At 47.4% G+C, this 20,708-nt stretch carries 31 protein-coding genes; 22 read left to right on the forward strand and 9 right to left on the reverse strand.

What is annotated here, in order from left to right:
• Positions 1-255: 255 nt before the first annotated feature.
• The gene (locus AC1S5B_RS20100) at positions 256-528 is read right to left on the reverse strand and encodes a hypothetical protein (RefSeq protein ID WP_482037472.1); all 273 of its coding nucleotides are present in this window, start codon (positions 526-528) and stop codon (positions 256-258) included.
• Between the two features lie 8 nt (positions 529-536).
• The gene (locus tag AC1S5B_RS20105) at positions 537-803 is read right to left on the reverse strand and encodes a hypothetical protein (protein WP_482037473.1); all 267 of its coding nucleotides are present in this window, start codon (positions 801-803) and stop codon (positions 537-539) included.
• A gap of 248 nt (positions 804-1,051) precedes the next feature.
• On the opposite strand from AC1S5B_RS20105, the gene AC1S5B_RS20110 reads away from it, so the two are divergent.
• The 7 genes from AC1S5B_RS20110 to AC1S5B_RS20140 all read left to right on the forward strand — a co-directional run bounded on the left by AC1S5B_RS20110 (position 1,052) and on the right by AC1S5B_RS20140 (position 5,992).
• A complete protein-coding gene (locus AC1S5B_RS20110; protein WP_482037474.1) occupies positions 1,052-1,555 on the forward strand; it encodes a plasmid mobilization protein in 504 nt (167 codons plus the stop codon).
• Positions 1,545-2,744, forward strand: coding sequence for a relaxase/mobilization nuclease domain-containing protein (locus AC1S5B_RS20115; RefSeq protein ID WP_482037475.1), 1,200 nt, complete (start codon positions 1,545-1,547; stop codon positions 2,742-2,744). Before AC1S5B_RS20110 ends, AC1S5B_RS20115 begins: the two co-directional genes overlap by 11 nt.
• A gap of 89 nt (positions 2,745-2,833) precedes the next feature.
• A complete protein-coding gene (locus AC1S5B_RS20120; RefSeq protein ID WP_482034976.1) occupies positions 2,834-3,223 on the forward strand; it encodes a helix-turn-helix domain-containing protein in 390 nt (129 codons plus the stop codon).
• A complete protein-coding gene (locus tag AC1S5B_RS20125) occupies positions 3,115-3,777 on the forward strand; it encodes an IS630 family transposase (RefSeq protein WP_482034977.1) in 663 nt (220 codons plus the stop codon). Before AC1S5B_RS20120 ends, AC1S5B_RS20125 begins: the two co-directional genes overlap by 109 nt.
• 62 nt (positions 3,778-3,839) lie before the next feature.
• Positions 3,840-5,021, forward strand: a complete 1,182-nt coding sequence (gene mobV, locus AC1S5B_RS20130; RefSeq protein ID WP_482037476.1) for a MobV family relaxase — start codon at positions 3,840-3,842, stop codon at positions 5,019-5,021.
• Positions 5,022-5,113: 92 nt separating this feature from the next.
• The gene (locus tag AC1S5B_RS20135) at positions 5,114-5,290 is read left to right on the forward strand and encodes a hypothetical protein (protein WP_482037477.1); all 177 of its coding nucleotides are present in this window, start codon (positions 5,114-5,116) and stop codon (positions 5,288-5,290) included.
• Between the two features lie 18 nt (positions 5,291-5,308).
• Positions 5,309-5,992, forward strand: a complete 684-nt coding sequence (locus AC1S5B_RS20140) for a Uma2 family endonuclease (protein ID WP_482037478.1) — start codon at positions 5,309-5,311, stop codon at positions 5,990-5,992.
• Here AC1S5B_RS20140 and AC1S5B_RS20145 read toward each other — a convergent pair whose 3' ends face one another.
• The gene (locus AC1S5B_RS20145; protein ID WP_482037479.1) at positions 5,993-6,820 is read right to left on the reverse strand and encodes a class I SAM-dependent methyltransferase; all 828 of its coding nucleotides are present in this window, start codon (positions 6,818-6,820) and stop codon (positions 5,993-5,995) included.
• A 257-nt stretch (positions 6,821-7,077) separates the two neighbouring features.
• Here AC1S5B_RS20145 and AC1S5B_RS20150 point away from each other — a divergent pair, with 257 nt between their 5' ends.
• Positions 7,078-7,203, forward strand: a complete 126-nt coding sequence (locus AC1S5B_RS20150; RefSeq protein ID WP_482037480.1) for a hypothetical protein — start codon at positions 7,078-7,080, stop codon at positions 7,201-7,203.
• Between the two features lie 110 nt (positions 7,204-7,313).
• Here AC1S5B_RS20150 and AC1S5B_RS20155 read toward each other — a convergent pair whose 3' ends face one another.
• The 4 genes from AC1S5B_RS20155 to AC1S5B_RS20170 all read right to left on the reverse strand — a co-directional run bounded on the left by AC1S5B_RS20155 (position 7,314) and on the right by AC1S5B_RS20170 (position 10,828).
• The gene (locus AC1S5B_RS20155; protein WP_482037481.1) at positions 7,314-7,727 is read right to left on the reverse strand and encodes a hypothetical protein; all 414 of its coding nucleotides are present in this window, start codon (positions 7,725-7,727) and stop codon (positions 7,314-7,316) included.
• Positions 7,728-7,995: 268 nt separating this feature from the next.
• Entirely contained in the window at positions 7,996-9,690 is a 1,695-nt protein-coding gene (locus AC1S5B_RS20160; protein WP_482037482.1) for a lipase family protein, read from the reverse strand.
• 238 nt (positions 9,691-9,928) lie between these two features.
• Positions 9,929-10,495 carry a ubiquitin family protein gene (locus AC1S5B_RS20165; protein WP_482037483.1) on the reverse strand — a complete coding sequence of 189 codons (567 nt, stop codon included), beginning with the start codon at positions 10,493-10,495 and terminating at the stop codon, positions 9,929-9,931.
• A 159-nt stretch (positions 10,496-10,654) separates the two neighbouring features.
• Complete coding sequence (locus tag AC1S5B_RS20170; RefSeq protein WP_482037484.1) at positions 10,655-10,828, reverse strand: ribbon-helix-helix domain-containing protein; 174 nt, start codon at positions 10,826-10,828, stop codon at positions 10,655-10,657.
• Positions 10,829-11,000: 172 nt separating this feature from the next.
• On the opposite strand from AC1S5B_RS20170, the gene AC1S5B_RS20175 reads away from it, so the two are divergent.
• The 7 genes from AC1S5B_RS20175 to AC1S5B_RS20205 all read left to right on the forward strand — a co-directional run bounded on the left by AC1S5B_RS20175 (position 11,001) and on the right by AC1S5B_RS20205 (position 13,867).
• Complete coding sequence (locus AC1S5B_RS20175; RefSeq protein WP_482037485.1) at positions 11,001-11,198, forward strand: hypothetical protein; 198 nt, start codon at positions 11,001-11,003, stop codon at positions 11,196-11,198.
• 85 nt (positions 11,199-11,283) lie between these two features.
• Complete coding sequence (locus AC1S5B_RS20180; RefSeq protein ID WP_482037486.1) at positions 11,284-11,886, forward strand: hypothetical protein; 603 nt, start codon at positions 11,284-11,286, stop codon at positions 11,884-11,886.
• The gene (locus AC1S5B_RS20185; RefSeq protein WP_482037487.1) at positions 11,886-12,461 is read left to right on the forward strand and encodes a hypothetical protein; all 576 of its coding nucleotides are present in this window, start codon (positions 11,886-11,888) and stop codon (positions 12,459-12,461) included. The genes AC1S5B_RS20180 and AC1S5B_RS20185 overlap by 1 nt, the downstream gene beginning before the upstream one ends.
• Before the next feature lie 58 nt (positions 12,462-12,519).
• On the forward strand, positions 12,520-12,882 hold the full coding sequence (locus tag AC1S5B_RS20190) for a hypothetical protein (RefSeq protein WP_482037488.1): 363 nt from the start codon (positions 12,520-12,522) through the stop codon (positions 12,880-12,882).
• Between the two features lie 9 nt (positions 12,883-12,891).
• Complete coding sequence (locus AC1S5B_RS20195; RefSeq protein ID WP_482037489.1) at positions 12,892-13,305, forward strand: hypothetical protein; 414 nt, start codon at positions 12,892-12,894, stop codon at positions 13,303-13,305.
• Between the two features lie 83 nt (positions 13,306-13,388).
• Positions 13,389-13,637, forward strand: a complete 249-nt coding sequence (locus AC1S5B_RS20200) for a hypothetical protein (protein ID WP_482037490.1) — start codon at positions 13,389-13,391, stop codon at positions 13,635-13,637.
• A gap of 104 nt (positions 13,638-13,741) precedes the next feature.
• On the forward strand, positions 13,742-13,867 hold the full coding sequence (locus AC1S5B_RS20205; RefSeq protein WP_482037491.1) for a hypothetical protein: 126 nt from the start codon (positions 13,742-13,744) through the stop codon (positions 13,865-13,867).
• Positions 13,868-13,955: 88 nt separating this feature from the next.
• Here the strand turns inward: AC1S5B_RS20205 and AC1S5B_RS20210 are convergent, their stop codons facing one another.
• Positions 13,956-15,209: a pentapeptide repeat-containing protein gene (locus AC1S5B_RS20210; RefSeq protein ID WP_482037492.1), complete on the reverse strand. Its 1,254-nt coding sequence runs from the start codon at positions 15,207-15,209 to the stop codon at positions 13,956-13,958.
• Between the two features lie 20 nt (positions 15,210-15,229).
• The gene (locus AC1S5B_RS20215) at positions 15,230-15,436 is read right to left on the reverse strand and encodes a hypothetical protein (RefSeq protein ID WP_482037493.1); all 207 of its coding nucleotides are present in this window, start codon (positions 15,434-15,436) and stop codon (positions 15,230-15,232) included.
• A gap of 134 nt (positions 15,437-15,570) precedes the next feature.
• On the opposite strand from AC1S5B_RS20215, the gene AC1S5B_RS20220 reads away from it, so the two are divergent.
• The 7 genes from AC1S5B_RS20220 (at position 15,571) to AC1S5B_RS20250 (ending at position 20,681) form a co-directional block, all read left to right on the forward strand.
• A complete protein-coding gene (locus AC1S5B_RS20220; protein WP_482037494.1) occupies positions 15,571-17,679 on the forward strand; it encodes a type I restriction-modification system subunit M in 2,109 nt (702 codons plus the stop codon).
• A gap of 24 nt (positions 17,680-17,703) precedes the next feature.
• A complete protein-coding gene (locus AC1S5B_RS20225; protein WP_482037495.1) occupies positions 17,704-17,982 on the forward strand; it encodes a hypothetical protein in 279 nt (92 codons plus the stop codon).
• A 19-nt stretch (positions 17,983-18,001) separates the two neighbouring features.
• Complete coding sequence (locus AC1S5B_RS20230) at positions 18,002-18,574, forward strand: ATPase (protein WP_482037496.1); 573 nt, start codon at positions 18,002-18,004, stop codon at positions 18,572-18,574.
• Entirely contained in the window at positions 18,567-18,770 is a 204-nt protein-coding gene (locus tag AC1S5B_RS20235) for a hypothetical protein (protein ID WP_482037497.1), read from the forward strand. The genes AC1S5B_RS20230 and AC1S5B_RS20235 overlap by 8 nt, the downstream gene beginning before the upstream one ends.
• A 120-nt stretch (positions 18,771-18,890) precedes the next feature.
• Positions 18,891-20,027 carry a restriction endonuclease subunit S gene (locus AC1S5B_RS20240; RefSeq protein ID WP_482037498.1) on the forward strand — a complete coding sequence of 379 codons (1,137 nt, stop codon included), beginning with the start codon at positions 18,891-18,893 and terminating at the stop codon, positions 20,025-20,027.
• On the forward strand, positions 20,024-20,350 hold the full coding sequence (locus AC1S5B_RS20245; protein ID WP_482037499.1) for a nucleotidyltransferase family protein: 327 nt from the start codon (positions 20,024-20,026) through the stop codon (positions 20,348-20,350). The genes AC1S5B_RS20240 and AC1S5B_RS20245 overlap by 4 nt, the downstream gene beginning before the upstream one ends.
• Positions 20,337-20,681: a HepT-like ribonuclease domain-containing protein gene (locus AC1S5B_RS20250; RefSeq protein ID WP_482037500.1), complete on the forward strand. Its 345-nt coding sequence runs from the start codon at positions 20,337-20,339 to the stop codon at positions 20,679-20,681. The genes AC1S5B_RS20245 and AC1S5B_RS20250 overlap by 14 nt, the downstream gene beginning before the upstream one ends.
• Positions 20,682-20,708: the final 27 nt, after the last annotated feature.

Consider the following 20,708-nt stretch of genomic DNA (forward strand, 5'->3'; position numbering starts at 1 on the left):
AAAAATGAAGCAGTTTTAGGAAGATGATCGAGCAAACTATAAATCGTGAGGCGATCACTAATACTTAGTGGAAGATTGAATGATACGAAGAGACTGCCTGGGCAACCAGGGATGGACCGGTGTGAGTAAATTTCAACACCCATACTAAAGTCAGCGGAAGAATCACCCACCAAAAGCAAATAACTAGCATCATCATGCGACACCAACCGTGAAACACTCGCTGAAATGGGTTGGATAAAAGCCCTGTTCGCTGGGTCACTGGTAGAACGAAAGCACCCCGTGAACGATGTGATCGTGGGCGAAAAGACTCAAGGGAATCACATCAAACCAAAGCCGTTCACGACCCAACGTTTTGTAGTGTGTGTGATGCATGTTGTAGCTGTGGTAGCCCCCATCTGATTTTCCTAGCTGGAGAAATGGAAAGGCAGCGCAGTGATCAAAGGACTTAAGCCATTTCTCATGCCTGTCCAGCCACGCACTGGAGCGAATGTATTCATTGTATTTAATTCGAGATTTCTGAGATTTCATTGAATTAGTTAGCCAGATACGTTTTCATCAACTTCTCTCAAATACTGCTTCAGCGTTGCGGCTTTGACCACCACTCCACACTCTGCCAGCACGATCGCAATATCATCCAGAGTGTGACCCGCAGCTTTTGCCTGGTCGATTTCTGGACGCAGTTCCTCGATCACATTGCGGAGAGACATTCTCATATTTTTCGGCTTCTGACGCGCCAAGCTTTTCAGCTTACCTTTGGCTTCCTTCGTCACTTCCGGGTCGTAAGCCACTCCAGATCGTGCCATATCTGTAATCCACCAACCAAGTATTCTCAAGACCTCCCTCACTCTAGGGACTTGGGTTTCCTTTGTCTTCCTTAGTTCTACGGTTTTTCACGGTTTTCTCTTTTGCTTGTGACCCGTAGGCTAAGAGTATCTTCCCTCACCCTCATTTTTCTTGGGGCAAGCTAGAGTCTGTGACACACCGAAGGTGTGTCCTGGTAGCTAAAGCTCCCATCGACTGGCTTGTCCAAGGGGATACCTTGGAGAACCCCGTGAATCAATCCTCGACTAATTCCAAATCAAACTCAGACGATCGCGCTGATGTATTGGATGCACTACGGCTAAAAATGGGACGGCTGATTGAAACCAATACAGTGGTCATTCAGGAGATTAATCAAGAGGCAGAAAAGGCAGTAATAGAGGGGCAAGAGTGGGTGTCATTCCGCTGCACTCCAGAACAAAAATTGTTGCTCAAGTCTGCCTGTCAGGATCGAGGAATATCAGTATCAGATTGGGTAAAAGCGAGAGTCTTCGACCTACCATTACCCCAACCCAGACGAGTCAAACTGCCCTACGCCACAATACAAAACGCGATCGCGGTGAATCGTGTGGGTGCAAATTTAAACCAGCTAGTTCGACGACTGAGCCAATGTGAATTTGTAGAAGAAGCGATATTAATTCAGCAGGTCGCCGAAACGAAACAGATTATCCAAAACGTATTAATTGAGCTATCTAAAGTTATAGAAAAAGATGATTGGAAAACTAATGCAGAATGACAGCTTTTCTGCCACCTTTGGCTATTGCTTTGGCAAAGCTGAAGCCAGAATAGTGGGTGGAAATGTGGCACTAACGGTAGAACGAAGCGGACTGAACAGGGCGCAGACACAGGAATTAATTATAGAGACAGCGCAGATTTACAATCTCTCTCGCAATCAGAATCGCCGGGTAAAACGTCCGGTCTATCATGCGACTCTGAGCCTTCCTCATGATGAGAATTTGACCGACGAGCAATGGTCTGAGTTCGGCGATCGCTATATTGCCGGATTGATTCTGGGCAGTCGTGAACCGTTGTTGCTAGACGAGTCAGAGCGATTAACGGTGGCGATTAATCGGTTTCTGGAGGAGGAGCTACCCAAATACCAATATGCAATCGTGCAGCATGACGACAAAAAACATCGCCATGTTCATATCGTCCTCAGTCGGATCAACCTGGAGACAGGTAGGGCAGTTCAGACCTGGCGCGATCGCTATCGTTCTCAAAAGGTGCTGCGATTATTGGAATCAGAATACAGACTTCGCCCGCAGCCCAATAGTTGGGAAGCTGGACGAAAGGAACAAAGCAAAAATCAAATCCTCAAATCTCAAATGACTGGAGAATTGCCGGTTCAAACGCAGTTGCAAAATCTACTGGATCATCTAGCAGTCGATCGCCCCACCGTTTCAGAGCTAATTGAGCGACTGCAAGCGCGCGGCGTAGAAGTGGACGTGCAGTTCACTCGCACTGGAAAACCCAAGGGCATCAGCTACGCCTTGGATGGCGTTGCAATGGCTGGGAATAAATTAGGCAATCGCTATAGTTTCAATGGATTGCAGCGGCAGTTAGGGGTTGTTTATACTCCAGAACAAAATGAGCAAATACAAGCAGTGCTACGGCTTACCCCAGAACAACGAAAACAAGTGGAAGCGATCGCACCCACGATGGTTCGGTTTTTGACAACTTCAAAAACATCCACATTCGTTTTTAACAAATACACGCTGAACCAGAAAAAGAACGAAATCAGCTTTTTTGAATCTCACAGTCAAAAAATTATTGCAAAGGTTGTTTGGTTCAAAGATAAGCAATCTTGGCACGCGATCGAGAACAATTTTACGCCGGAGTTATGGAAGCAATGGCAACAAATTGAGGTGCAATTGCTCCAGGCTCAGTCCGGTAAGCAGAAAAAGGAAAGAATTAGCCAACGCTAAAAACACTTTGTATATGAGTCCCTTCGTGCTAAGTACAGCGGTTTGCGTTCAGATAGGGGACACTAAAGTGGTGCAAAAGAAGGTAACGAATGAAGCCGTATTCCATCGACTTGCGAGAACGAGTTGTCAGTGCGATTGAACAAGGAGATAGCTCTTTCAGAAAAGTAGCGCAGCGCTTCTGTGTCAGCAAAAACTGTGTCGAGCGGTGGGTCACTCAGAAGCGGACAGAAGGTCATGTGGTGCCACGCAAGCAGGGTGGGTCGGTGAGTGCGGTGATGGAGCATCAAGATCAGTTGATGGCGATCTTCGAGCAACAGACCGATGCGACCTTGGCAGAATACTGTGAGTTATTGTTTGATGCGACTGGACTATGGGTAAGCCAAAGCACCATGTGTCGGACATTCCAGCGACTAGATTTACCACGCCAAAAAAAACACTCCGCGCCCACCAAGCGACGAGCGAACGCGTACAACGCTTAAGAGCGGAGTATTGGACCCAAGTCAAGGGGGTAGACCTCAAGGACTTAGTGTTTCTTGATGAGATGGGAGTTTTGCTGGGACTGATGCGAACGCATGCCCGTGCAAGGTCTGGAGCACGAGCTTACGACTTCAAACCCTTTTATCGCGGTAGTAAGGTGAGTGTCATTGGTGCGATCTCGGTCTCAAAAGTCCTGGCTGTAATGACAATGGATGCTTCGATGGACGCGGCTGCCTTTGAAGTCTATGTCTCCCAGTGTCTTGTGCCCCAACTCTGGCAAGGGGCTGTTGTGGTCATGGACAATCTGCCGACCCACAAAGTAGACGCGATAGCACCTCTAATTGAAGCGGTTGGCGCAAGGGTGCTGTACCTGTCTCCTTACTCCCCGGAATTTAACCCCATAGAACACTGGTGGTCGCAGTTAAAAGCCTTCTTAAGGCAGTTCTCGCCGACGACCTCGAAACGGGTCGATACGCTGATTGCAACGGCGATGGATTTAATGAATCCGAAGCATTTGCGAAACTGGTTTGCCCACTGCTGCTACTGTCCCTCATGAGTCTGCAAACCGCTGTATTTTTAGCGTTGTACATAACCGCATAATTCCCATTCACTGGAGCTATGGCATACGGTATTTTGCGATTCGGAAAACTCAAATCTGCGGGGGCAATCAAAGCATCGCAGCAGCATTGCGATCGCTCCCAGGAAACTCCCAATGCTGACCCAACCCGCACACCACTCAATCGCCAGCTAATAGGTTCCTTGGAAGAGTTGCCAGAACGCATAGAGGCACTCCTTCAGAAAAGCGCCCAGCGGCGTAAGATTCGACCTGACTCTAATCTTGCTTGTGAAATTCTCTTGACTGCCAGCACTGCCTGGTTTCGCCAGGACGAAAATCCGAAAGGTGCGTTGGATATGGTGCGAGTAAATCAGTTTGCAGAATGCAGCGCAGCTTTTCTAGAGAAGGAGTTTCAGGGTCGCATTCTCTCAGCCGTATTGCACCTCGACGAAGTGAATCCTCACATTCATGCCCACTTTGTGCCCCTACATCGCGATGAAGAAAAGGCATGGCTCAGTTGGGAGAACTGGTTTGGAGGACGTGAGAAGCTGCGAGAATGGCAAGATAAATTTGCTGAATACTTGAAGCCAGTAGAACTGCAAAGGGGCATTAAGCGAATTACTGCTCAACACATTCAAATCCAGGAAATTTATGAGCAGTTTAATTCACCGCTGGAACTGCCTGAATTAGAGCGGGAATTTGCACTTCCAAAACCCCAGAACACGGAATCGGCAGAAGAGTACCATCGGCGGGTTGATGCGCTCTTCTCTAAAAGGTTGCCTATTGCCCAAGACGCGATCTCGGTGGTTGCCGCCCATGCCAAGAATGAAGAGTTTGCGGTTCAAAGAGAGAAGGATAGCCGGGTCACTCTCCACGCACTGACGGATGAAATAGATGCCCTGGAGCGGGAACTCAGCATTTCGCGCTCGTCGTTGGTGAAGCTGAATCAAAAACAGAAGGAAGCGATCGCGCAGGAGTTGATCACTACGGCAAATATGGTGCTGAATTTAGCGGAGCGCAACTACTGGAAAGGGCGACAGTATGTGTTCAGCCGCAGGAGGGGATTCACTAAGATTGACGATCGCGAGGGACGGCGGTTGGTTCACAATGAGGGTGGCTTTGCCATCCTCTCGACTTCATTCAAGCCAGATGAACTGGAAAAGATTCGGAAGGCGCGGGACCAGGTGCTTTTGATTCTATCCCAGAGAATTGAGCAGAAGGAGAATAAGAAGGCTCGGAAGTAGAAGACTCTCTGGGCGGAAGTTTTAGGTGCGCGATCGTCTGATCATAAAAAAGCCATAGTAGGTATATGACTTTTCGGGAATCCTAATACGACGTGAGTCTCCAAATTTTGGAGCAATTACCCTCAAAACCAAACGAGCGATCGCAGTTGTTAAAGCGACTGCTAGAGGAGTATTACAACCCCAAAACCCCTGAGAGCGAATTGGCACACCTGAAAGTGCGAATCGAGACTCTGGAGCGCAGGTTAGCGGATGAGCCGTGGATACGGTGATTAAGTGAAGCTGCTAAATTGAACTCAGAAGATCAAGTTAGGGGAATCGGAGGAGCAGCGATCGCCATGATTGCAGTCATTGATAAGACACCCATGTCATTCGACGAATTTATTGATTGGTATCCAGATTCGGAGAATCGCTACGAATTGAGACGAGGGGTGGTGATTGAAATGCCGAAACCGAGAGGCAAGCATTCTAGATTGGCGGGTGATTTAGCGTTTGATCTGGGCACAGCCATTCGCCAAGCGAACCAGCCCTATTTCATCTCCAAAGAATGCGTCGTCAAAGTTGGCAATGATACGGGCTATGAGCCAGACATCGTTGTTTTAGCGGAGCCTGAGCTGACTGATGAACCCCGGTGGGAGCGAGAATCTATCATCACTCTGGGGCAGTCTATCAAACTCGTGGTAGAAGTGGTCTCCACCAACTGGCGCGATGATTACCTGGTTAAATTGGCAGACTATGAAGCGTTTGGCATCCAGGAATATTGGATTGCTGATTACCTTGGCATTGGGGGTCGGCGTTACATTGGCTCACCCAAGCAACCGACCTTCACCGTTTGCACCCTGGTCGATGGAGAATATGAACTACAGCAATTCCGGGGCAGCGATTCTCTTGCAGAGACACTTTGTGAACGCCTGCTTTCCCCCACTTTCCCAGAATTGCAATTGACGGTTGACCAGATTTTCAACCCAGGCTAGTCAAACGGGCGCGGGGCTTGCCCCCTCTTTCTTCGCCTTCACCAAAAAAGCTCTCATTACGTTGGTAACTTCGCGAGGAGGTAACGACCAAGGATAGCGCCCAAAGTTCGCACCCTCCTCACCAGGCTGAGTTACTTCAGCTTGCCACCCATAGCTAGATAGCAACTCTTCTGGAGTATCACATCCAAAGCGGAAGTAACCTCGGTAAGGCTCGTACTCCAAGCTGTTGACGTTAATCAGATCAACTCCGAGACTACTGCCATGAGTTGATAAATCGGAGACTGATGCAAGCAAAGCATAAACTTGTGCTTCTGATAAATACATGAGTAAGCCCTCAATCAACCACACTGATGGAGATTCGGGACGATACCCTGCCGCCAGCAACTTTTCCTCCCAAGACTGAGTGAGATCGGCAGCAAGCAGGTGATGATTGCATACAAGGTCTGTGCCTTTGAGGAGAGCAGCCTTGTATGCCAGTACCTCTGGCTGGTCAAGTTCGTATACTTCAACTTCTGAAGTCCAGGGAAAGCGGTAGGCACGAGTATCTAACCCTGATGCCAAAAGAACAACCTGACGACCTTGATTGAGTGAGAGGAAGTCATCGAAGAAACGAGTCCGAACAGCAACATAAGCTTGATCTTGCAAAGTGAGCTGTCGATCAACTCGTTGAAACGCCTCCTCACCTGCTAATACGGCGGCAAAGGGATCGTTAAACAGTCGATCCTCTCGGCTAAACTCACGTGCTCTCATGGCTGCCATCATCCGCGCCGTAAAAGGAACAAATTCGCCATAGTCTTTAGCTACGTTAGGTGGATTAGGCTCGCTCATCTGTTTTAGAAAAATTAATTAAGTCCGATCGCCCTCCGTCAGCGACGGCTGATGCGCCTGCTTGTCTTTAATACTCATTTAAATATTTCGAGTGGGGCAACCAAGCGTAATCAACGCACTCACCAGAGTTGCCACCATTTTACTCTCATCAATCCCTCAAGTGTCCTGCGTACTGTAGAACAGTCTGCTGGTGTCCTACAAGACAGGAGAGTAGATCAGCGCGATCGCGCTTCTTTAGTTTGCCCTAGCGATCGCAGTTGTTAAAGCGACTGCTAGAGGAGCATTACAACCCCAAACATCCTGAAACTGAATTAGCTCACCTGAAGCTGCGAGTTGAGGCGTTGGAGCGCAGATTCGGGGATGGGGTAGGGGTGCGATCGTAAAGGTATCTAACGACCAAGCTCACCGGACACAAACAGCCTATGCAACTCAACCAATTAACTCTGTGTTCCGGTGCAGCGACTTGTTCGGCTGAAAACTCACAAATCTTTTCCTAATGAAAACCCTTATTTAGAACAAACAGTATGACAGCAACATCTACAAATAGGTGCAAGATTGCTGAGGTTTTCTGACGATGTGGCATTAGGTTGGAAGTAAGAAACTTACGGAATCGCTCAGATTCAATCAGAGAAATTGCTGCAACACTTCTAATCTCAGCTTCAATCGCCGCTAAACGATTTTCATTAATAGTAATAAACATCAGGTTAGAGGCAAAAAACAAGGCGAGAGCCGTACTGATAATGGCTGCTTGCCAAGCATTAAAAGTCATACTGCCAAAAATCCATGATGCTATCGCAAATAGAGCAATCGTATAAAAATTCCAATAACTATTAATTCTTCCCTCTATTTTTTCCACAATATCGAGAAGATCTTTTAATGATAAAGTTGGATTTTGTGATTCAGTCATCTTAAAACATAACCTAGCCGCTACTTGGTCGGATCTGCAACAGTAAACTTAACTCAACTTTGTTGGTTCCACCAAGAATCCCAACAAATTCTTTACTACTTTGCAGCCATTGCTTCAATGATGACTGAACTCAAGCAGATGATTCCAAATAGGCTTTGCCTACCCAGAACTTTTGAAGTCGAACGTTCGCGCTCACCGGACGCAGAGAACCTTTACAACTCAACCAACGCCTTGCGTTCCAGTGCAGCGCAGTTGTTAGCCTTATCAATTACAGTGTGTAAAGTAGAAGCAACACAAGAACACCATAAATTAGCCAGGTCAGAATTAATGGAATACCAAAGAAAGTTAGTATCCAGGTGGATAGAAAGCCCAAGGAACCTACGATAACAAAAATCAACAACCAAACTAACCAACATAGTTTAGCGAGCATCACTACGCAATTACTCTGTTGATTTACGAGTAACCCTTCTTCGGGAGCAACGTTATTACCTGTAAGGATAAAGTAGGCTAACGAGCCATGATTTGCAGGTTGAATTGCAGCACCATGATCACCCTTGAAGTATTGGTCAAAAGAACTATCCTTAGGAGCATCATCTTGAAAACCATTGTGCCCAGCAGTACCAATATCGCTGAGTTTGAGTAACTCAAAGAAGCCTGGAAAAATGCCAACTACCCAATCTGCCGATGCAACGTCATTGCGAATTGCCTTTACACGCCCTTGCTGGATTAAATTATCCCAAGGATAGTTTTTAGGAACTACACTTCCCGCAAAAGCTACATGATGTATTTTACAAGCATGATATCTTTTAAGGGCACTAGCTAATAGATAGGTACCGTTACTGTGCCCAATAAAACTGATTTTGGCATTTGGATAGCGGGCGATCACCTCCGTATACTGATCCATGAACCAGCGAACGTTTACTTGTCGTGACCCCAGAAACAAAAACCTTAGCATTGGGAAATAGCCATACCCTGCTTTGATAGAGTCTACAGATTGTCCAAGCTGGTGGGCAACTGATTCTACAGTTTCACCGATTCTGCTTGTCCACAAGCCCATGTCTCGAATGCCATGCATAACAAAGACAATGTGATCTTTGGCTTGTCCGACTTCATCTTCATATGAAATTGAACTATTATCTAGACTTTCAATGGGAGTTGTTAGTGCGTGATGAAATCTTTCCTTTCGATGGGAACCAACAGCAGGGTTCTTAAAATCGCAAATTGAGGCATGTCCCGTATCTCGAATTTTTAGATACTTAAAACCTGCATCCGCAAGCACATCTATATTGTCTGCCTCTGATACAATTTCATCGATATCCCCTAGAAGCTGAATGGTTGGCGGAAGCTGGACATTTGGAGATTGACTGAGTCGAATCCATTGAACTCTTAGATTTGCTACAAAGGGTGAACCTTGTTTCAGATGAGAGACAAACTTTCCTATTCCCAGCGGTGGAAAGGCAACCCAACCTAATCTTTGAATTGCATAGAAAAGCCAGCTCATATGCTCAGGCTTAGTATTGGAAATTCCTCGGTTAAGACCAGCCATCAAAAGGATACGCTCAACCTTCTTAACCCATGGAAACGGCTTGAAGTTGCGGATTATCTTTTCATCATCACCATACCCCATGCCTATCAGGTAGGTCTTACGGATAATTAACCCGCCTCCGCTATATCCAATCAGAATAATACTTTGATATTCACCACCATCTGAGCGCTTTGAGCGATTTATATCAACCTCATGGATATATTCCACTAGTTGATCTGCAACTCTTCTTGGATCAACATTTGAGACTATGTTTGAATCATATTGCGGAACAAGCAAATCAGCGTCTGGTAGAAATTCTCTGATTGCCTCACACCAGTCTTTCAAATCTCGCCCAATACCATGGATTACAACCACCAATATATCTGACTTACCACGAATTTCTGGGTCAGTATTGCTTAGAAGTCGAGCTTTTGCCATCTTCGAGTGATAGTTAATAGTGAAAACTTAAATTAAGAACTTTTAAGGACAGCAGGCTAACTATTGGTTATACGGAAACTTTCCGTATAACACCCCCAAAATGATGATTAGCCAGACGGATTTCTGCATAACACTCCAATTGAAGAGATAGGCAAAATCATTCTGCATCACATCCTGTTTTGGGTGAATTGATCGCACTATTCTGTCTACTGAAAACCCGCTAAGCGATCGCACCCTCCTAACTCACTTTTCCTTTCCCTACCCGCCAAGCACTCTCAGCCCCGTTTCTGCCTACCTTGGTAAACACAAACCCATAGCGGCAAAACTCAGACCCGTGCAGCGACTTCAGCCCCAGCAATGGTGCAAGCTGGCTAGTCGAGAGTAGCCACCCCTTCTCAGCCACCCGATCCAGCAGTTCCAGGTTTGCCAGTGGGTCAGGTTCAGTCGGCTGGAGAGAAGCCAGCGCACCCAACAGTACGCCCACCATCTTACTCTCATCACCCCTAGTAATGTCCTGCGTCCTGTGAGACGGTTTCCAGGTGTCCTGTGAGACACGCAACAGATCCGTATGCCCACCCGCAGCCGGAAAACTGGCGATCTCATTCCCCGCTTTAATGTGGCTGTCCAGCGCATCCATTAACGCTACCTGATCCGCATTGAAGATTGACTTTGCCCCCCGCTTCTCCGGCTCCATCGGGTAGCCTTTCTCCTTCAGCCCATTGATCCGGTTGTAGACATTCGATCGCGCCACTCCATATCGCGCTTCCAAATCCTTAATCGTCAGTGAATCCAGTTCTACAGCCATCCGTCCTGTGTCCTGTAGGAATACATTGGACACACGCTATCACACCTCTTTTGCAACCGCTAGAACTAGACTCTTGACCCTTCAAAGAAACCTGACCTAACCCCTCTCCCAGCCAGCAGCAAACAACAAACACAGTCATTGAATGGGTGAGCGATCTCGCTACTCATTACTGCTTTCTTCATCTGGTTGTTGCTTAGAGTCCTTGCGTCGTTCAACAGTCGCCTTTTCCAGCAAGAACGCAACCAGATTGCTTAGCGATCGCTTCTCCTGAGTCGCCCATTGCTCTAGTTCCTGATAGACCGGATCGGGTAAGTAGGTAGCCAGCCGCTTCATTAGATTGCTTATGTCACTGTTCATTGTCATCGTACAGATCCTTTGTCAAGTTGAGTCATTACATACAAAACTAGCACTTACACATGCTGTATGTATGCTGTATAAGAGCTAGTAAGGTAAATTTCAGAACTTCTGGAACTTCTCCTAACTCAAACCCCAAAACTCAAAACCCATGCTTATCGAATCAAAAACCCTCAAACACACCCTAGAAGACATGATCAGTCAGCACAGCCTCATCGAAGTCCTCGATCGCCTTGCCTGCATCACACACAGCAGCAAAACCCCCAACGCCAGCCAAATAACCAAATTGCTCGAAGATGCCGTCCAGCTTGGATTGGCTCAATCCGATGCGGTCATTTCGATCCACTAACCACCCCGAAATTCTGGAACTTCCAGAACTTCTACCCAACTCAAAACTTAGAACTCAAAACTCAAAACTCAAAAACGGAGGCATTATGAGGCAGCTTAAACAAGCTCCTGGCAACGACTTAGTAGCAGTCGAACACATTGCCGACACCTGGGAAGTTGACCCCAAAACCATCGGCAAATGGGCAGACATCATCTATCTGGCATTCGACATCTCACTTCCCAAATCGGGTCCATTTCCCCTATGGGCAGTTCAGTTGCTCGAAATTTGCGCCAAGCATATTTCAAAGAAAGCAACCCTCTACTTTCCTGAAACTCAGGAATCACGCCGACTGAAGGCAAGTGAATTTATTCGCAAAATTCGGCATCTGCGGCAGGAAGGGCACTTTCAAGAATTCCAGAAATTCCAGAAATTCCAAAACTTCCAGCCAGAGCAGGATGACGACCAGGACGACGAGCTAGAAACCCTCACCGAACTGGCAGCGATCGCTCAGACCCAGGATGAACAACTGCACAATGCTCAACAAACCTTTGAAGCGCGAGAAGACGAGCAGATCGAAAAGCTGGCAACCTTCATCGAAAACTCTGAGCAGCGCCGGATGGGGAAGCTGGCAAGGCGATTGAAAACCCGGCAGCTTTCCGGCACAACGGCTGATCAAGCCTTAGATGTGTCGTTTCGGAGGCTCAACTGATGCAAAAAGAGATTGTCATTTGGTCAGTTATCGGAGCGATTGCCATCTCTGCCATCTACCCAGAACCCGCAGAGGCAAGACGACGTAGAGGCTTCTCCCCCAGAAGGCAAGCACCCTCTGTCTTTCGTCCCATCCGACGCTCTCAGATTGCCAGCCGCCCCTACTATCGACCGACTTCTTACACCCTGGCTCAAATCGACCGCTCTGGAGTGATGACCGCTAGACCCACCCAGAAACAGCGATACGGGCTACGCCCAGATAAATCAACGGTTCAAGCAGGGGACGATCGCTTTCCCATTCGACCGGAGCCTAATCTCCCCAGGGAAGCTCAAAGCGAGGTGACTCAATCCAAAGCCGATAGTTTAAGGAATTACGCCGGAAAACAACCCTATCAGGCGATGAGAAAGCTGTTAGGGACACCGACCCGACGAATTGAAAGCGGCAACTTTGGGGCGGAAGTTTACAACATCAAAGGGACTGGTTCACCCTTCCAGGCATCGAAGCGGCTCGTGATTCACTATGAGCGATCGCCGGAATGCAATTGCACTAGAACCACCAGTTGGCACCAAGAATAAACCGGGCTGCACTCCGACCAAGAAACACAGCCCGATTACCCCAGAACAGAGGCATCTAATGTTAGAACTTTTTTTAGATCAATGGGCAATCCCGATCGACCCAATGGCACCCCCGCCGATCTATCGCCCCAGCCAAGGGAGACGGCGACCTACCTATGATCCGACCGATGATTACTTTAGAAAACCGCCCCAGGAGTTACAAACCCAACCCAACCACAACCAGCCAGGACAGACCGAACTGCATGGAGCAACGACCCGCGAGAACTGCCGTAAAATGGAGCAAAACTTTAAACGGCAGGGGCGCAAGGTGAAATTAGTTGAGACGCGCCGATCAAGGAATCCCGGTGCTGCGCTGGAGTGGACATGCGTTTTTCAAGGCGAAGACGCTCAAGCAGGTTGGTTTGATGAGAAACGTTACTAGAGGTGAAAAATGTTAGTTGTTTATCTCAGCAATGACGGCGAGGCGATTGAATGGGGCGATGCTCCAGCAGTGGATGATGTTTCAACAGTTGGGAAAATTGCGTCTCTGGAATTCTATAAAGGCGAGATAGAAACGGTCTGTATCGCTTTTACCGAGCCAGTTACCCACGACGACGACGAGACTTTTAACGTTCAAATTGCGCCCGATCGCAGCATCATTACTTATGGTTTCAGCATGATCGGACAGGCACCCACCGGGCGATTGATGGACTACGAGCCAACGGGCGACGGCGACGGGATGAAGGCAACTCCAAGCAGTTGGTATGTTGATACAGTAGATACCTGCACACCGCTGGAAACAGGTACCTACAAAGCGGTACATCTTTGCCATTGCGTTAATGTTGGGCAGTTGGCAGCGGCTTAGTTTCACTTCTCAAACACACAAATAACAATTGACCGATTTTAGGGGCAACAATGCCCCCTTTTATTTTCTAGGAAAAAATAATTATGCTATCTTCGGCTTGCCTCTCAGCTATTTTTAGTATGGGCAGTTCAGAAGAGGCTAAAGCAATCATTGAGGCAATCTCCCAGAAAGCAGGAAAGCTAATTAAGCCTGTCGCCCGTCGTTCGTCTTTAGTGCGATCGCTGGAAGAAGGCAACCCCACCCTAGAAACTCTCTTGCGACTGACGAAGGCAATAGGGGCAGACCTGGAACTAGCGATCACACGCCGCGAAGTGAAGCGGTTTAAAGAATAAAATACTTCACTACTTGGAAAAACGCTTGATAAAGCACCAACGCGCTGTCTAGTCCGTTGGGGCTTTGATTTATCTGGGCGTAGCCCGTTCGCTGCCTGTTTTGTATGTTGCCCCGCTGGTCTGTGTTGGCGCGTTGTAGCGCTTCCCATGAGCAACTTCACGATGCAAAGTATCGAGATCGCTGTCCGAATGGGAAGGAGTTTTTGGTGCAGGCAGAGCAGGAAGCCTAGACTAAACGTCTGGGAGTGTGGACTGGCAGTTATCAAAAGCCGTGAGAGTTTCGGAAGGCAAGAAATTGAATTTGATGAATTCACAGGACTAATCATCAAGATCATAAAGATTTGTAGGAATCCACCCATCGTTACTTATTCTTTGCCATTCGTAATCATCATCATAGGAAACTACAGCATCGAATGTGTCTATGACTGTTTCATCGAGAATTAAGGAACCAATAATACGATAATCAAAGCCAGGACCCTTAAAAACTGGCATTGGACAACCGGATTTTTCTGTATAACTTTTGTCTTTCGGCAAGCCTAATTGAGTTTTTCTGTAAGAATAGGAAATTCTTTCTTCAGACTCGTTAAGTGTCTTTGCATTATAAGCATCTCCAAAGTCTGTTCTAGTGATGACATTGTTGCTGAAGATAGCATTAGTGAAGTCAGCTTTCTCTACTTCCGTGTTATTGAATTCTGCTTTTATTAAGACAGAGTTTTGAGCCTTTGAACCTCTGAGATCTGCATTGTCAAATAATGCTTGAAATAGTCTGGTACTCTGTAATTTAGCATCGCCCAAATTTGCGTTTCTAAAATCTGTATAACAAAAGCTTCCTCTACTTAAATTCGCATGGCTTAAATTAACCCCTGCTAGATTAATAGAGTCAAGATTAATGCCATCTAGGTTAATACCGCTAAGATCTGCACCATTGAGTTTTATAACGGGAGTTTCAGCCTCAATTAGGCGTGCTTCCTTTAGAAAAAGTAATAATAGAACTTTTCTCGAATTATCTAAAGCTTTGAGAGCGGTGAATGTTTTCGCCCTGGCAAAAACCTGAAGCTCCTCAGCATTACGGCGAATTTCGCTATTTTTTTTGGCTATTTCCTCCTTTTTTTGCTTAGGTAATTTAGAGACATCTATAGTGCCAGTTCCCTTTAAATTTGACTTTAGTAAACTTGCTAGTTCGTCAAAGTACTTATTTAATGTTTCTTGCCTAGCTCGATCACTACTAATTTGCTCAGTAATTTGCTGAGTAGCAAAGGCTAAAACTATAGGAATTACTAGTAACTGTATATAATCCCAAAATGTTTTTCCTCCAAGACCAGAGCTTTTCCATAGCCAATTTTTAGCTTTATCCCATGAACTAAGCTTCTCCTCTGGTTTGTTGTAGATCTCATATAAATGCTTATATTCTTTTGTGGCGATCTCTAAGCGTTCAGATTCAAATTTGAAATAGTATTCGCGCTGAGACGGATTATCGATTCGATTGAGTTCTCTAAAGCTTTCCTCTAATTGGGACCATTTTTCTCGATATGCCTCGGAAAGCCAGAACACCTTTTTTTCATCGTCATCCATACAACTGACCAGTCCTTAACTCATTGTTCTGTAACACCTGATTGCTTTAGTGCTGATGGAGAAATTTCAGGGGCTGTAGTGACCTGTTCCAAACTACGGATGAATTCTCGAATCACATCAGTTTGGGTGCGCTGAGACTGCTCACAATACCGCCGGAGGAGTTCCATTTCGATCGCTGGAATCCTGGCGTTTAAATGTTCGATGTTTCTTTTCCCGGTTTTGGGCATTCTGTAAAGAAGAGTGAGTTACGCTATAGCAAATATTTTACGAGACAAACGAAGGGATTAATATTCGTAGGAATCCTGAATCTTGTTCATCAGTCTGTGGTCTATTTCTACTTTTCATGGTTTTTATTTGATTCATGCTCAATCTTAGTGCCCTCGAAAGTTCCCTGTGGGAAGCGGCGGATAACCTCCGTGCTAACTCAAATCTCAATGCCAACGAGTACAGTATGCCTGTGCTGGGGCTGATTTTTCTGCGTCATGCGACCAATCGATTTGAGGCAGTTAAGGCGGAAATTGAGCCAACACTGCCATCACGGGGCGGCAAAAAACGGGACCTGACGGCAAAGGATTTTCAAGGGAAAGGGGCGCTTTTTTTGCCAGAGAAAGCCCATTACGATTATCTCTTGACCTTACCCGGTGATGGCGATCGCGGCACTGCCATCAAAGCAGCAATGGAGTTGATTGAGGCTGAGACTCAGATGCTCCAAGGGGTGTTGCCCAAGGAGTACACCAGCTTTGATGCGGGGCTGTTGGCTGATCTGGTGCGGATTTTTGCACGGGATGAACTGAAACAGGCAACGGGCGATGTGTTTGGTCGCATCTATGAATATTTCCTCAATAAGTTTGCAATGACAGGTGCCCAAGAAGGGGGCGAGTTCTTTACGCCGCCGTCCCTAGTGCGGACGATCGTCAACGTGATTGAGCCAAGCCGAGGAGTGGTGTTTGATCCAGCCTGTGGCAGTGCCGGAATGTTTGTGCAAACGGGGCACTTTCTGGAAAGCCGAGACGTGAATCCCACAGAGCGGATCACGTTTTGGGGGCAGGAGAAGTCAGACAATAACATCCGGTTGGCAAAGATGAACCTGGCGGTACATGGGCTAGAGGGTAATATCCGTTCTGGCAACACGTTTTACGATCGCTGCGAAGACTTGATCGAGGCGTGTGATTTTGTCATGTCGAATCCACCGTTTAACGTGGATGGCGTGAGTCCAGAGAAGGTGAAGACTGACCCGCGCCTGTTTACCGAGAAGAAGATACCGGGCATTAGTGCCAAAACGGAAACGGTCAGCAATGCCAATTATTTGTGGATTCAGTACTACCACAGCTACCTAAAACCAACGGGACGGGCAGGCTTCGTCATGGCGAGTTCCGCTTCCGATGCGGGGCATGGGGAGAAGGAAATCCGGGAGCAAATCATCGCCACTGGGGATGTGGATGTGATGATTGCCATTGGCACCAACTTCTTCTACACCCGATCGCTGCCTTGTTCTCTCTGGTTTTTTGACCGGGGCAAGCCTGCCGACCGCAAAGACAAGGTGCTGATGATCGATGCCCGCAGTTTATATCGGGTGATCAGCCGCAAAATTCGAGACTTCAGTGAGGAACAACTCAAAAATCTCACGGCGATCGCGTGGCTCTATCGAGGTGAGCAAGCTCGTTACCTGGGGTTGGTGCGCGAGTACCTGATACAGACCCACCAGCACGCAGCAGCGATCGCTCCCGCAGTGGCAGCATTACAACCCGCGATCGCACCCCTGGCTGAAGCAGTCGCAACGTTGAATCAAACGTTGGAGCCGACTGAAACCATCACCGCTGCCGAAATTGCCGCCTTCCGGCTAGTGCTGGCAGAGCGGGATGAGGCAATGCAACAGCTAGCGACAGAGTGGGGCACCCTCAAAACCGACCTAACTGAAGCCCCCCTTGATCAGGAGGATGAGGGGGATCTCTCCACTAACGCAGCCCAAACCGCCTCTGCTGAAGCGTTTGCTCCTTTCATTCCTCGCCTCAAAACGCTGCAAAAGCATATCAACGAAGTTCACAAGCTGACCTTGCGATCGGTGGAACTGGCAGAGAAAAAGCTAGAAGCTCGAAAAACTGACGGGTGGAATAGTCGAATCATTCGGCAATCCCGCGATGGGTTAGATGCCGCCCATGATCAGGCAGTGCAGGCAATCAAAACCACGCTCTATTTCAATCAACAGGTTCACTGGCTGCAATCCCGCTTTCCGGATGCGGTGCTGGTGGATGTGCCCGGTTTGTGTAAGGTGGTGACTCGTGAGGAAATCGCTAAGAATGACGGCAGTTTGACCCCAGGGCGCTATGTGGGTGTAGGGGCAGCCGAGACAGAGGGTGAAGAAGTTTTTGAGGAGCGGATTAAAGAGATTCACCAGGAGTTGGCTGAACTGAATGAAGCCGCGATCGCGTTGGCAGGGGCGATCGCGACTAATTTTGAGCAGTTATTTTAGAGATAAACAGAGGAGCAAAAAACGATGCAAATTATGCTCAGTGTGGAGCAAGAGCGGTTTATCCAGGCGCAGATTCAACGGGAGATTTTTACCAGCCCGGATCAAGCGATCGCGGCGGCATTAAACCTACTAGAGGCGCAAAGTCAGGAACATGAGCAGTGGGTGAACGAAGTGCGGGCAAAGGTGGATGATGCGGCTGAGGAATTAGCGCGGGGAGAGGGCATCCCCTTGGAAACGGTGGTCGGGCAGATTGAGGAGAAGTTTTGCAGGGCGCGTTCTTTCGGAGGCGGTAACGCTGTATGACCGCGTGGAGACATAATTGATGCCAGAGCTTTATGTGATTGGAGGCGCAAATGGTTCAGGAAAAACGACCTCTGCCCTCACTATCTTGCCAACGTTGGGAGTTACAGAGTATGTGAATGCCGATGCGATCGCAGCCGGACTTTCACCCTTGAACCCGGAAGCAAGGGCACTCCAAGCAGGACGGTTAATGCTGGAACGTCTAAGAACGCTAGCAAATGCGGATGCTGATTTTGCGTTTGAAACAACCCTTGCCGCCCGATCATTTGCTCCATTCCTACAACGATGTCAGGGCAAACAATATCGCATCAACCTGTTGTATTTTTGGCTTCGTAGTCCTGATTTGGCAGTTGAGCGGGTGGCTCGGCGGGTTGCCAGCGGGGGACACTCGATTCCAGAGGACGTGATCCGGCGGCGATATGAACGGGGACGGAAAAATTTGATCGACCTTTATCTACCCTTATGTGATGAGTGGTTTATTTTTGATAACTCCGCGCCTGTTTACCAACTTGCGGCTGAGGGCATGATTAATCAACCGCCAACTATTTATGATCAAGGAATCTGGAGCCAAATCAACCGGGGGACAAATGAGTAAGGACAATATCACAAATCGTCGCCAAACCATCCTTGAGGGTGTAGGAACCGCGATCGCTCAGGCACTTGAGCGCCACCGCCGATTGGGGCAGTCGATCGCCGTCTGGCAGGATGGCAAAGTTGTGATTTTGACAGCAGATCAGATCCCTCTGCCGTCAAAGACTCAATTGGATTCATCTAGAACGGTGGAACTGTGAATGAAGTGGCACGAATCAAGGGGCTATTTTTGCGATCGCGTTTTCCCGGAGGCGGTGACGCTGTATGACTGCTTTTGATGATGAAATGGCGATCGCGGCAAATTTTGAGGAGTTGAGCTTATGAATGTTTGGATAGAGAAACAATTAGACGAGTTAGGCTACGTTTCGAGAGGAAGATCTCGTCATCGACCACGAGATGAAGAATCTTTGTACGGAGGAATATTTCCGTTCATTCAAACTGCCGATGTGAAGCACGCTGAGTTCTACATCTCATCACATACTCAGACGTACAACGAAAAAGGGCTTGCTCAAAGTCGTTTGTGGCAGGCAGGAACATTATGCATAACAATTGCTGCCAATATTGCTGATACCGCTATTCTTGCTTATGATGCCTGCTTCCCAGATAGCGTTATTGGATTTGTTGCAGATCCAACAGTTTGTGATGTTCGGTTTATTAAATATTTTTTTAGTACTGTTCAATCTCGGTATAAACAAATTGCCCAAGGTGCTGCTCAAGACAATCTCAGCCAGCAGAAACTTTTGACGCTAAAAATTCCAACGCCATCACTTCTTACACAACAGCGTATCGCTGATATTCTTTCTAACTACGATCGCCTGATCGACAACAACACCCGCCGCATTGCCCTACTAGAAGAATCCATCCATCGGCTCTACAAGGAATGGTTCGTCTACTTGCGGTTTCCAGGGTGGGAGAAAGTCGCGATCGTGGATGGTGTCCCAGAAGGGTGGGAGAAGATGCTCTTTGGTGATGCCTTGATACTTCAAAGAGGCTTTGATTTACCTCATAAAGATCGAAAGCCAGGAAGTATTCCTGTTTATGCGTCAACGGGCATTAATGGGTTTCATAACATTGCTAAAGTCAAAGCCCCTGGCATCGTGACAGGAAGAAGCGGGACTTTAGGGTCTGTAATGTATGTGCAACAGGATTTTTGGGCGCTGAATACAACTCTATGGGTTAAAGAATTCAAGCAAGTTACAGTTCCATTTGCTTACTTTTTACTTTTAAATCTTGATCTCGCTAGTTACCAGGGAGGCTCAGCAGTACCAACCTTAAACCGAAACGCAATTCATGCTGTTGAAATCACTGTTCCTAATATGGATATCCAACAAAAATTTGACGAGATTGTACATCCAGTTTTCAGGCAGGTTGAAATCTTGAAGAGCCATAGCGAAAAACTTCGTGAAGCCCGTGACCTGCTGTTACCCCGACTCATGAATGGGAGCATTGCCGTATGACTCAAGCTCAACCCTTATCCTCTTTGAACACGATCGCTCAGATCTTAAAAAGCCTGTTGCCAGAGTTGCGCGATCGCTATCACATCCGTAAGCTTTCCCTTTTTGGCTCCATCTTGCGTGACGATTTTCGCCCCGACAGCGACATCGATATTTTGGTGGAATTTGAACCCGGATGTACACCTGGTTTTGCCTTTATCACCCTTCAAGACACCTTATCGGCAAGCTTAGGACGACCAGTAGATCTCAACACGCCCCAGAGCCTCAGCCGCTATTTTCGCGATCGCGTTCTGGCAGAAGCAGAGGTGATTGATGAGCGATCGTGATCGGGTGCGCTTGCATCATATGCTCGATGCTGCCACCAAAACTTTAGCTTTTACTCAGGGGCGTACTCGTCAAGACCTAGACACCGATGAACTACTCATGCTGGCAATCCTACGACTCATCGAAATTTTAGGGGAAGCTGCTAAAAACGTTTCCCAGTCGATTAAAGAGCAATCACCTGAAATCCCCTGGAGACAAATCACAGGCACCCGCGATCGGTTGAGTCATGCTTATTTTGAAGTCGATCTTGATGTCATTTGGGACATTATCACTTCTGATTTGCCGTCGCTTATTCCTCGGCTAGAGGCTCTACTGAATCAACCCTTTGAGTAACCAACCCATCATCTTAAGTAAGCCACG

The sequence above is a fragment of the Leptolyngbya sp. CALU 1928 genome (assembly GCF_056784215.1).

Excerpts from the sequence above, each read along its gene's own strand:
- AC1S5B_RS20185 (WP_482037487.1), top strand. The coding sequence starts at position 11,886 with ATGCAAAAAGAGATTGTCATTTGGTCAGTTATCGGAGCGATTGCCATC.
- AC1S5B_RS20245 (WP_482037499.1), top strand. The coding sequence starts at position 20,024 with ATGACTCAAGCTCAACCCTTATCCTCTTTGAACACGATCGCTCAGATC.
- AC1S5B_RS20205 (WP_482037491.1), top strand. The coding sequence starts at position 13,742 with ATGTTGCCCCGCTGGTCTGTGTTGGCGCGTTGTAGCGCTTCCCATGAG.
- AC1S5B_RS20225 (WP_482037495.1), top strand. The coding sequence starts at position 17,704 with ATGCAAATTATGCTCAGTGTGGAGCAAGAGCGGTTTATCCAGGCGCAG.
- AC1S5B_RS20125 (WP_482034977.1), top strand. The coding sequence starts at position 3,115 with ATGGGTAAGCCAAAGCACCATGTGTCGGACATTCCAGCGACTAGATTT.
- AC1S5B_RS20195 (WP_482037489.1), top strand. The coding sequence starts at position 12,892 with ATGTTAGTTGTTTATCTCAGCAATGACGGCGAGGCGATTGAATGGGGC.
- AC1S5B_RS20145 (WP_482037479.1), bottom strand. The coding sequence starts at position 6,820 with ATGAGCGAGCCTAATCCACCTAACGTAGCTAAAGACTATGGCGAATTT.
- AC1S5B_RS20180 (WP_482037486.1), top strand. The coding sequence starts at position 11,284 with ATGAGGCAGCTTAAACAAGCTCCTGGCAACGACTTAGTAGCAGTCGAA.
- AC1S5B_RS20230 (WP_482037496.1), top strand. The coding sequence starts at position 18,002 with ATGCCAGAGCTTTATGTGATTGGAGGCGCAAATGGTTCAGGAAAAACG.
- AC1S5B_RS20250 (WP_482037500.1), top strand. The coding sequence starts at position 20,337 with ATGAGCGATCGTGATCGGGTGCGCTTGCATCATATGCTCGATGCTGCC.
- AC1S5B_RS20220 (WP_482037494.1), top strand. The coding sequence starts at position 15,571 with ATGCTCAATCTTAGTGCCCTCGAAAGTTCCCTGTGGGAAGCGGCGGAT.
- AC1S5B_RS20115 (WP_482037475.1), top strand. The coding sequence starts at position 1,545 with ATGCAGAATGACAGCTTTTCTGCCACCTTTGGCTATTGCTTTGGCAAA.
- AC1S5B_RS20165 (WP_482037483.1), bottom strand. The coding sequence starts at position 10,495 with ATGGCTGTAGAACTGGATTCACTGACGATTAAGGATTTGGAAGCGCGA.
- mobV (WP_482037476.1), top strand. The coding sequence starts at position 3,840 with ATGGCATACGGTATTTTGCGATTCGGAAAACTCAAATCTGCGGGGGCA.
- AC1S5B_RS20235 (WP_482037497.1), top strand. The coding sequence starts at position 18,567 with ATGAGTAAGGACAATATCACAAATCGTCGCCAAACCATCCTTGAGGGT.
- AC1S5B_RS20215 (WP_482037493.1), bottom strand. The coding sequence starts at position 15,436 with ATGCCCAAAACCGGGAAAAGAAACATCGAACATTTAAACGCCAGGATT.
- AC1S5B_RS20240 (WP_482037498.1), top strand. The coding sequence starts at position 18,891 with ATGAATGTTTGGATAGAGAAACAATTAGACGAGTTAGGCTACGTTTCG.
- AC1S5B_RS20105 (WP_482037473.1), bottom strand. The coding sequence starts at position 803 with ATGGCACGATCTGGAGTGGCTTACGACCCGGAAGTGACGAAGGAAGCC.
- AC1S5B_RS20210 (WP_482037492.1), bottom strand. The coding sequence starts at position 15,209 with ATGGATGACGATGAAAAAAAGGTGTTCTGGCTTTCCGAGGCATATCGA.
- AC1S5B_RS20155 (WP_482037481.1), bottom strand. The coding sequence starts at position 7,727 with ATGACTGAATCACAAAATCCAACTTTATCATTAAAAGATCTTCTCGAT.
- AC1S5B_RS20160 (WP_482037482.1), bottom strand. The coding sequence starts at position 9,690 with ATGGCAAAAGCTCGACTTCTAAGCAATACTGACCCAGAAATTCGTGGT.
- AC1S5B_RS20100 (WP_482037472.1), bottom strand. The coding sequence starts at position 528 with ATGAAATCTCAGAAATCTCGAATTAAATACAATGAATACATTCGCTCC.
- AC1S5B_RS20190 (WP_482037488.1), top strand. The coding sequence starts at position 12,520 with ATGTTAGAACTTTTTTTAGATCAATGGGCAATCCCGATCGACCCAATG.
- AC1S5B_RS20170 (WP_482037484.1), bottom strand. The coding sequence starts at position 10,828 with ATGAAGCGGCTGGCTACCTACTTACCCGATCCGGTCTATCAGGAACTA.
- AC1S5B_RS20175 (WP_482037485.1), top strand. The coding sequence starts at position 11,001 with ATGCTTATCGAATCAAAAACCCTCAAACACACCCTAGAAGACATGATC.
- AC1S5B_RS20200 (WP_482037490.1), top strand. The coding sequence starts at position 13,389 with ATGCTATCTTCGGCTTGCCTCTCAGCTATTTTTAGTATGGGCAGTTCA.
- AC1S5B_RS20120 (WP_482034976.1), top strand. The coding sequence starts at position 2,834 with ATGAAGCCGTATTCCATCGACTTGCGAGAACGAGTTGTCAGTGCGATT.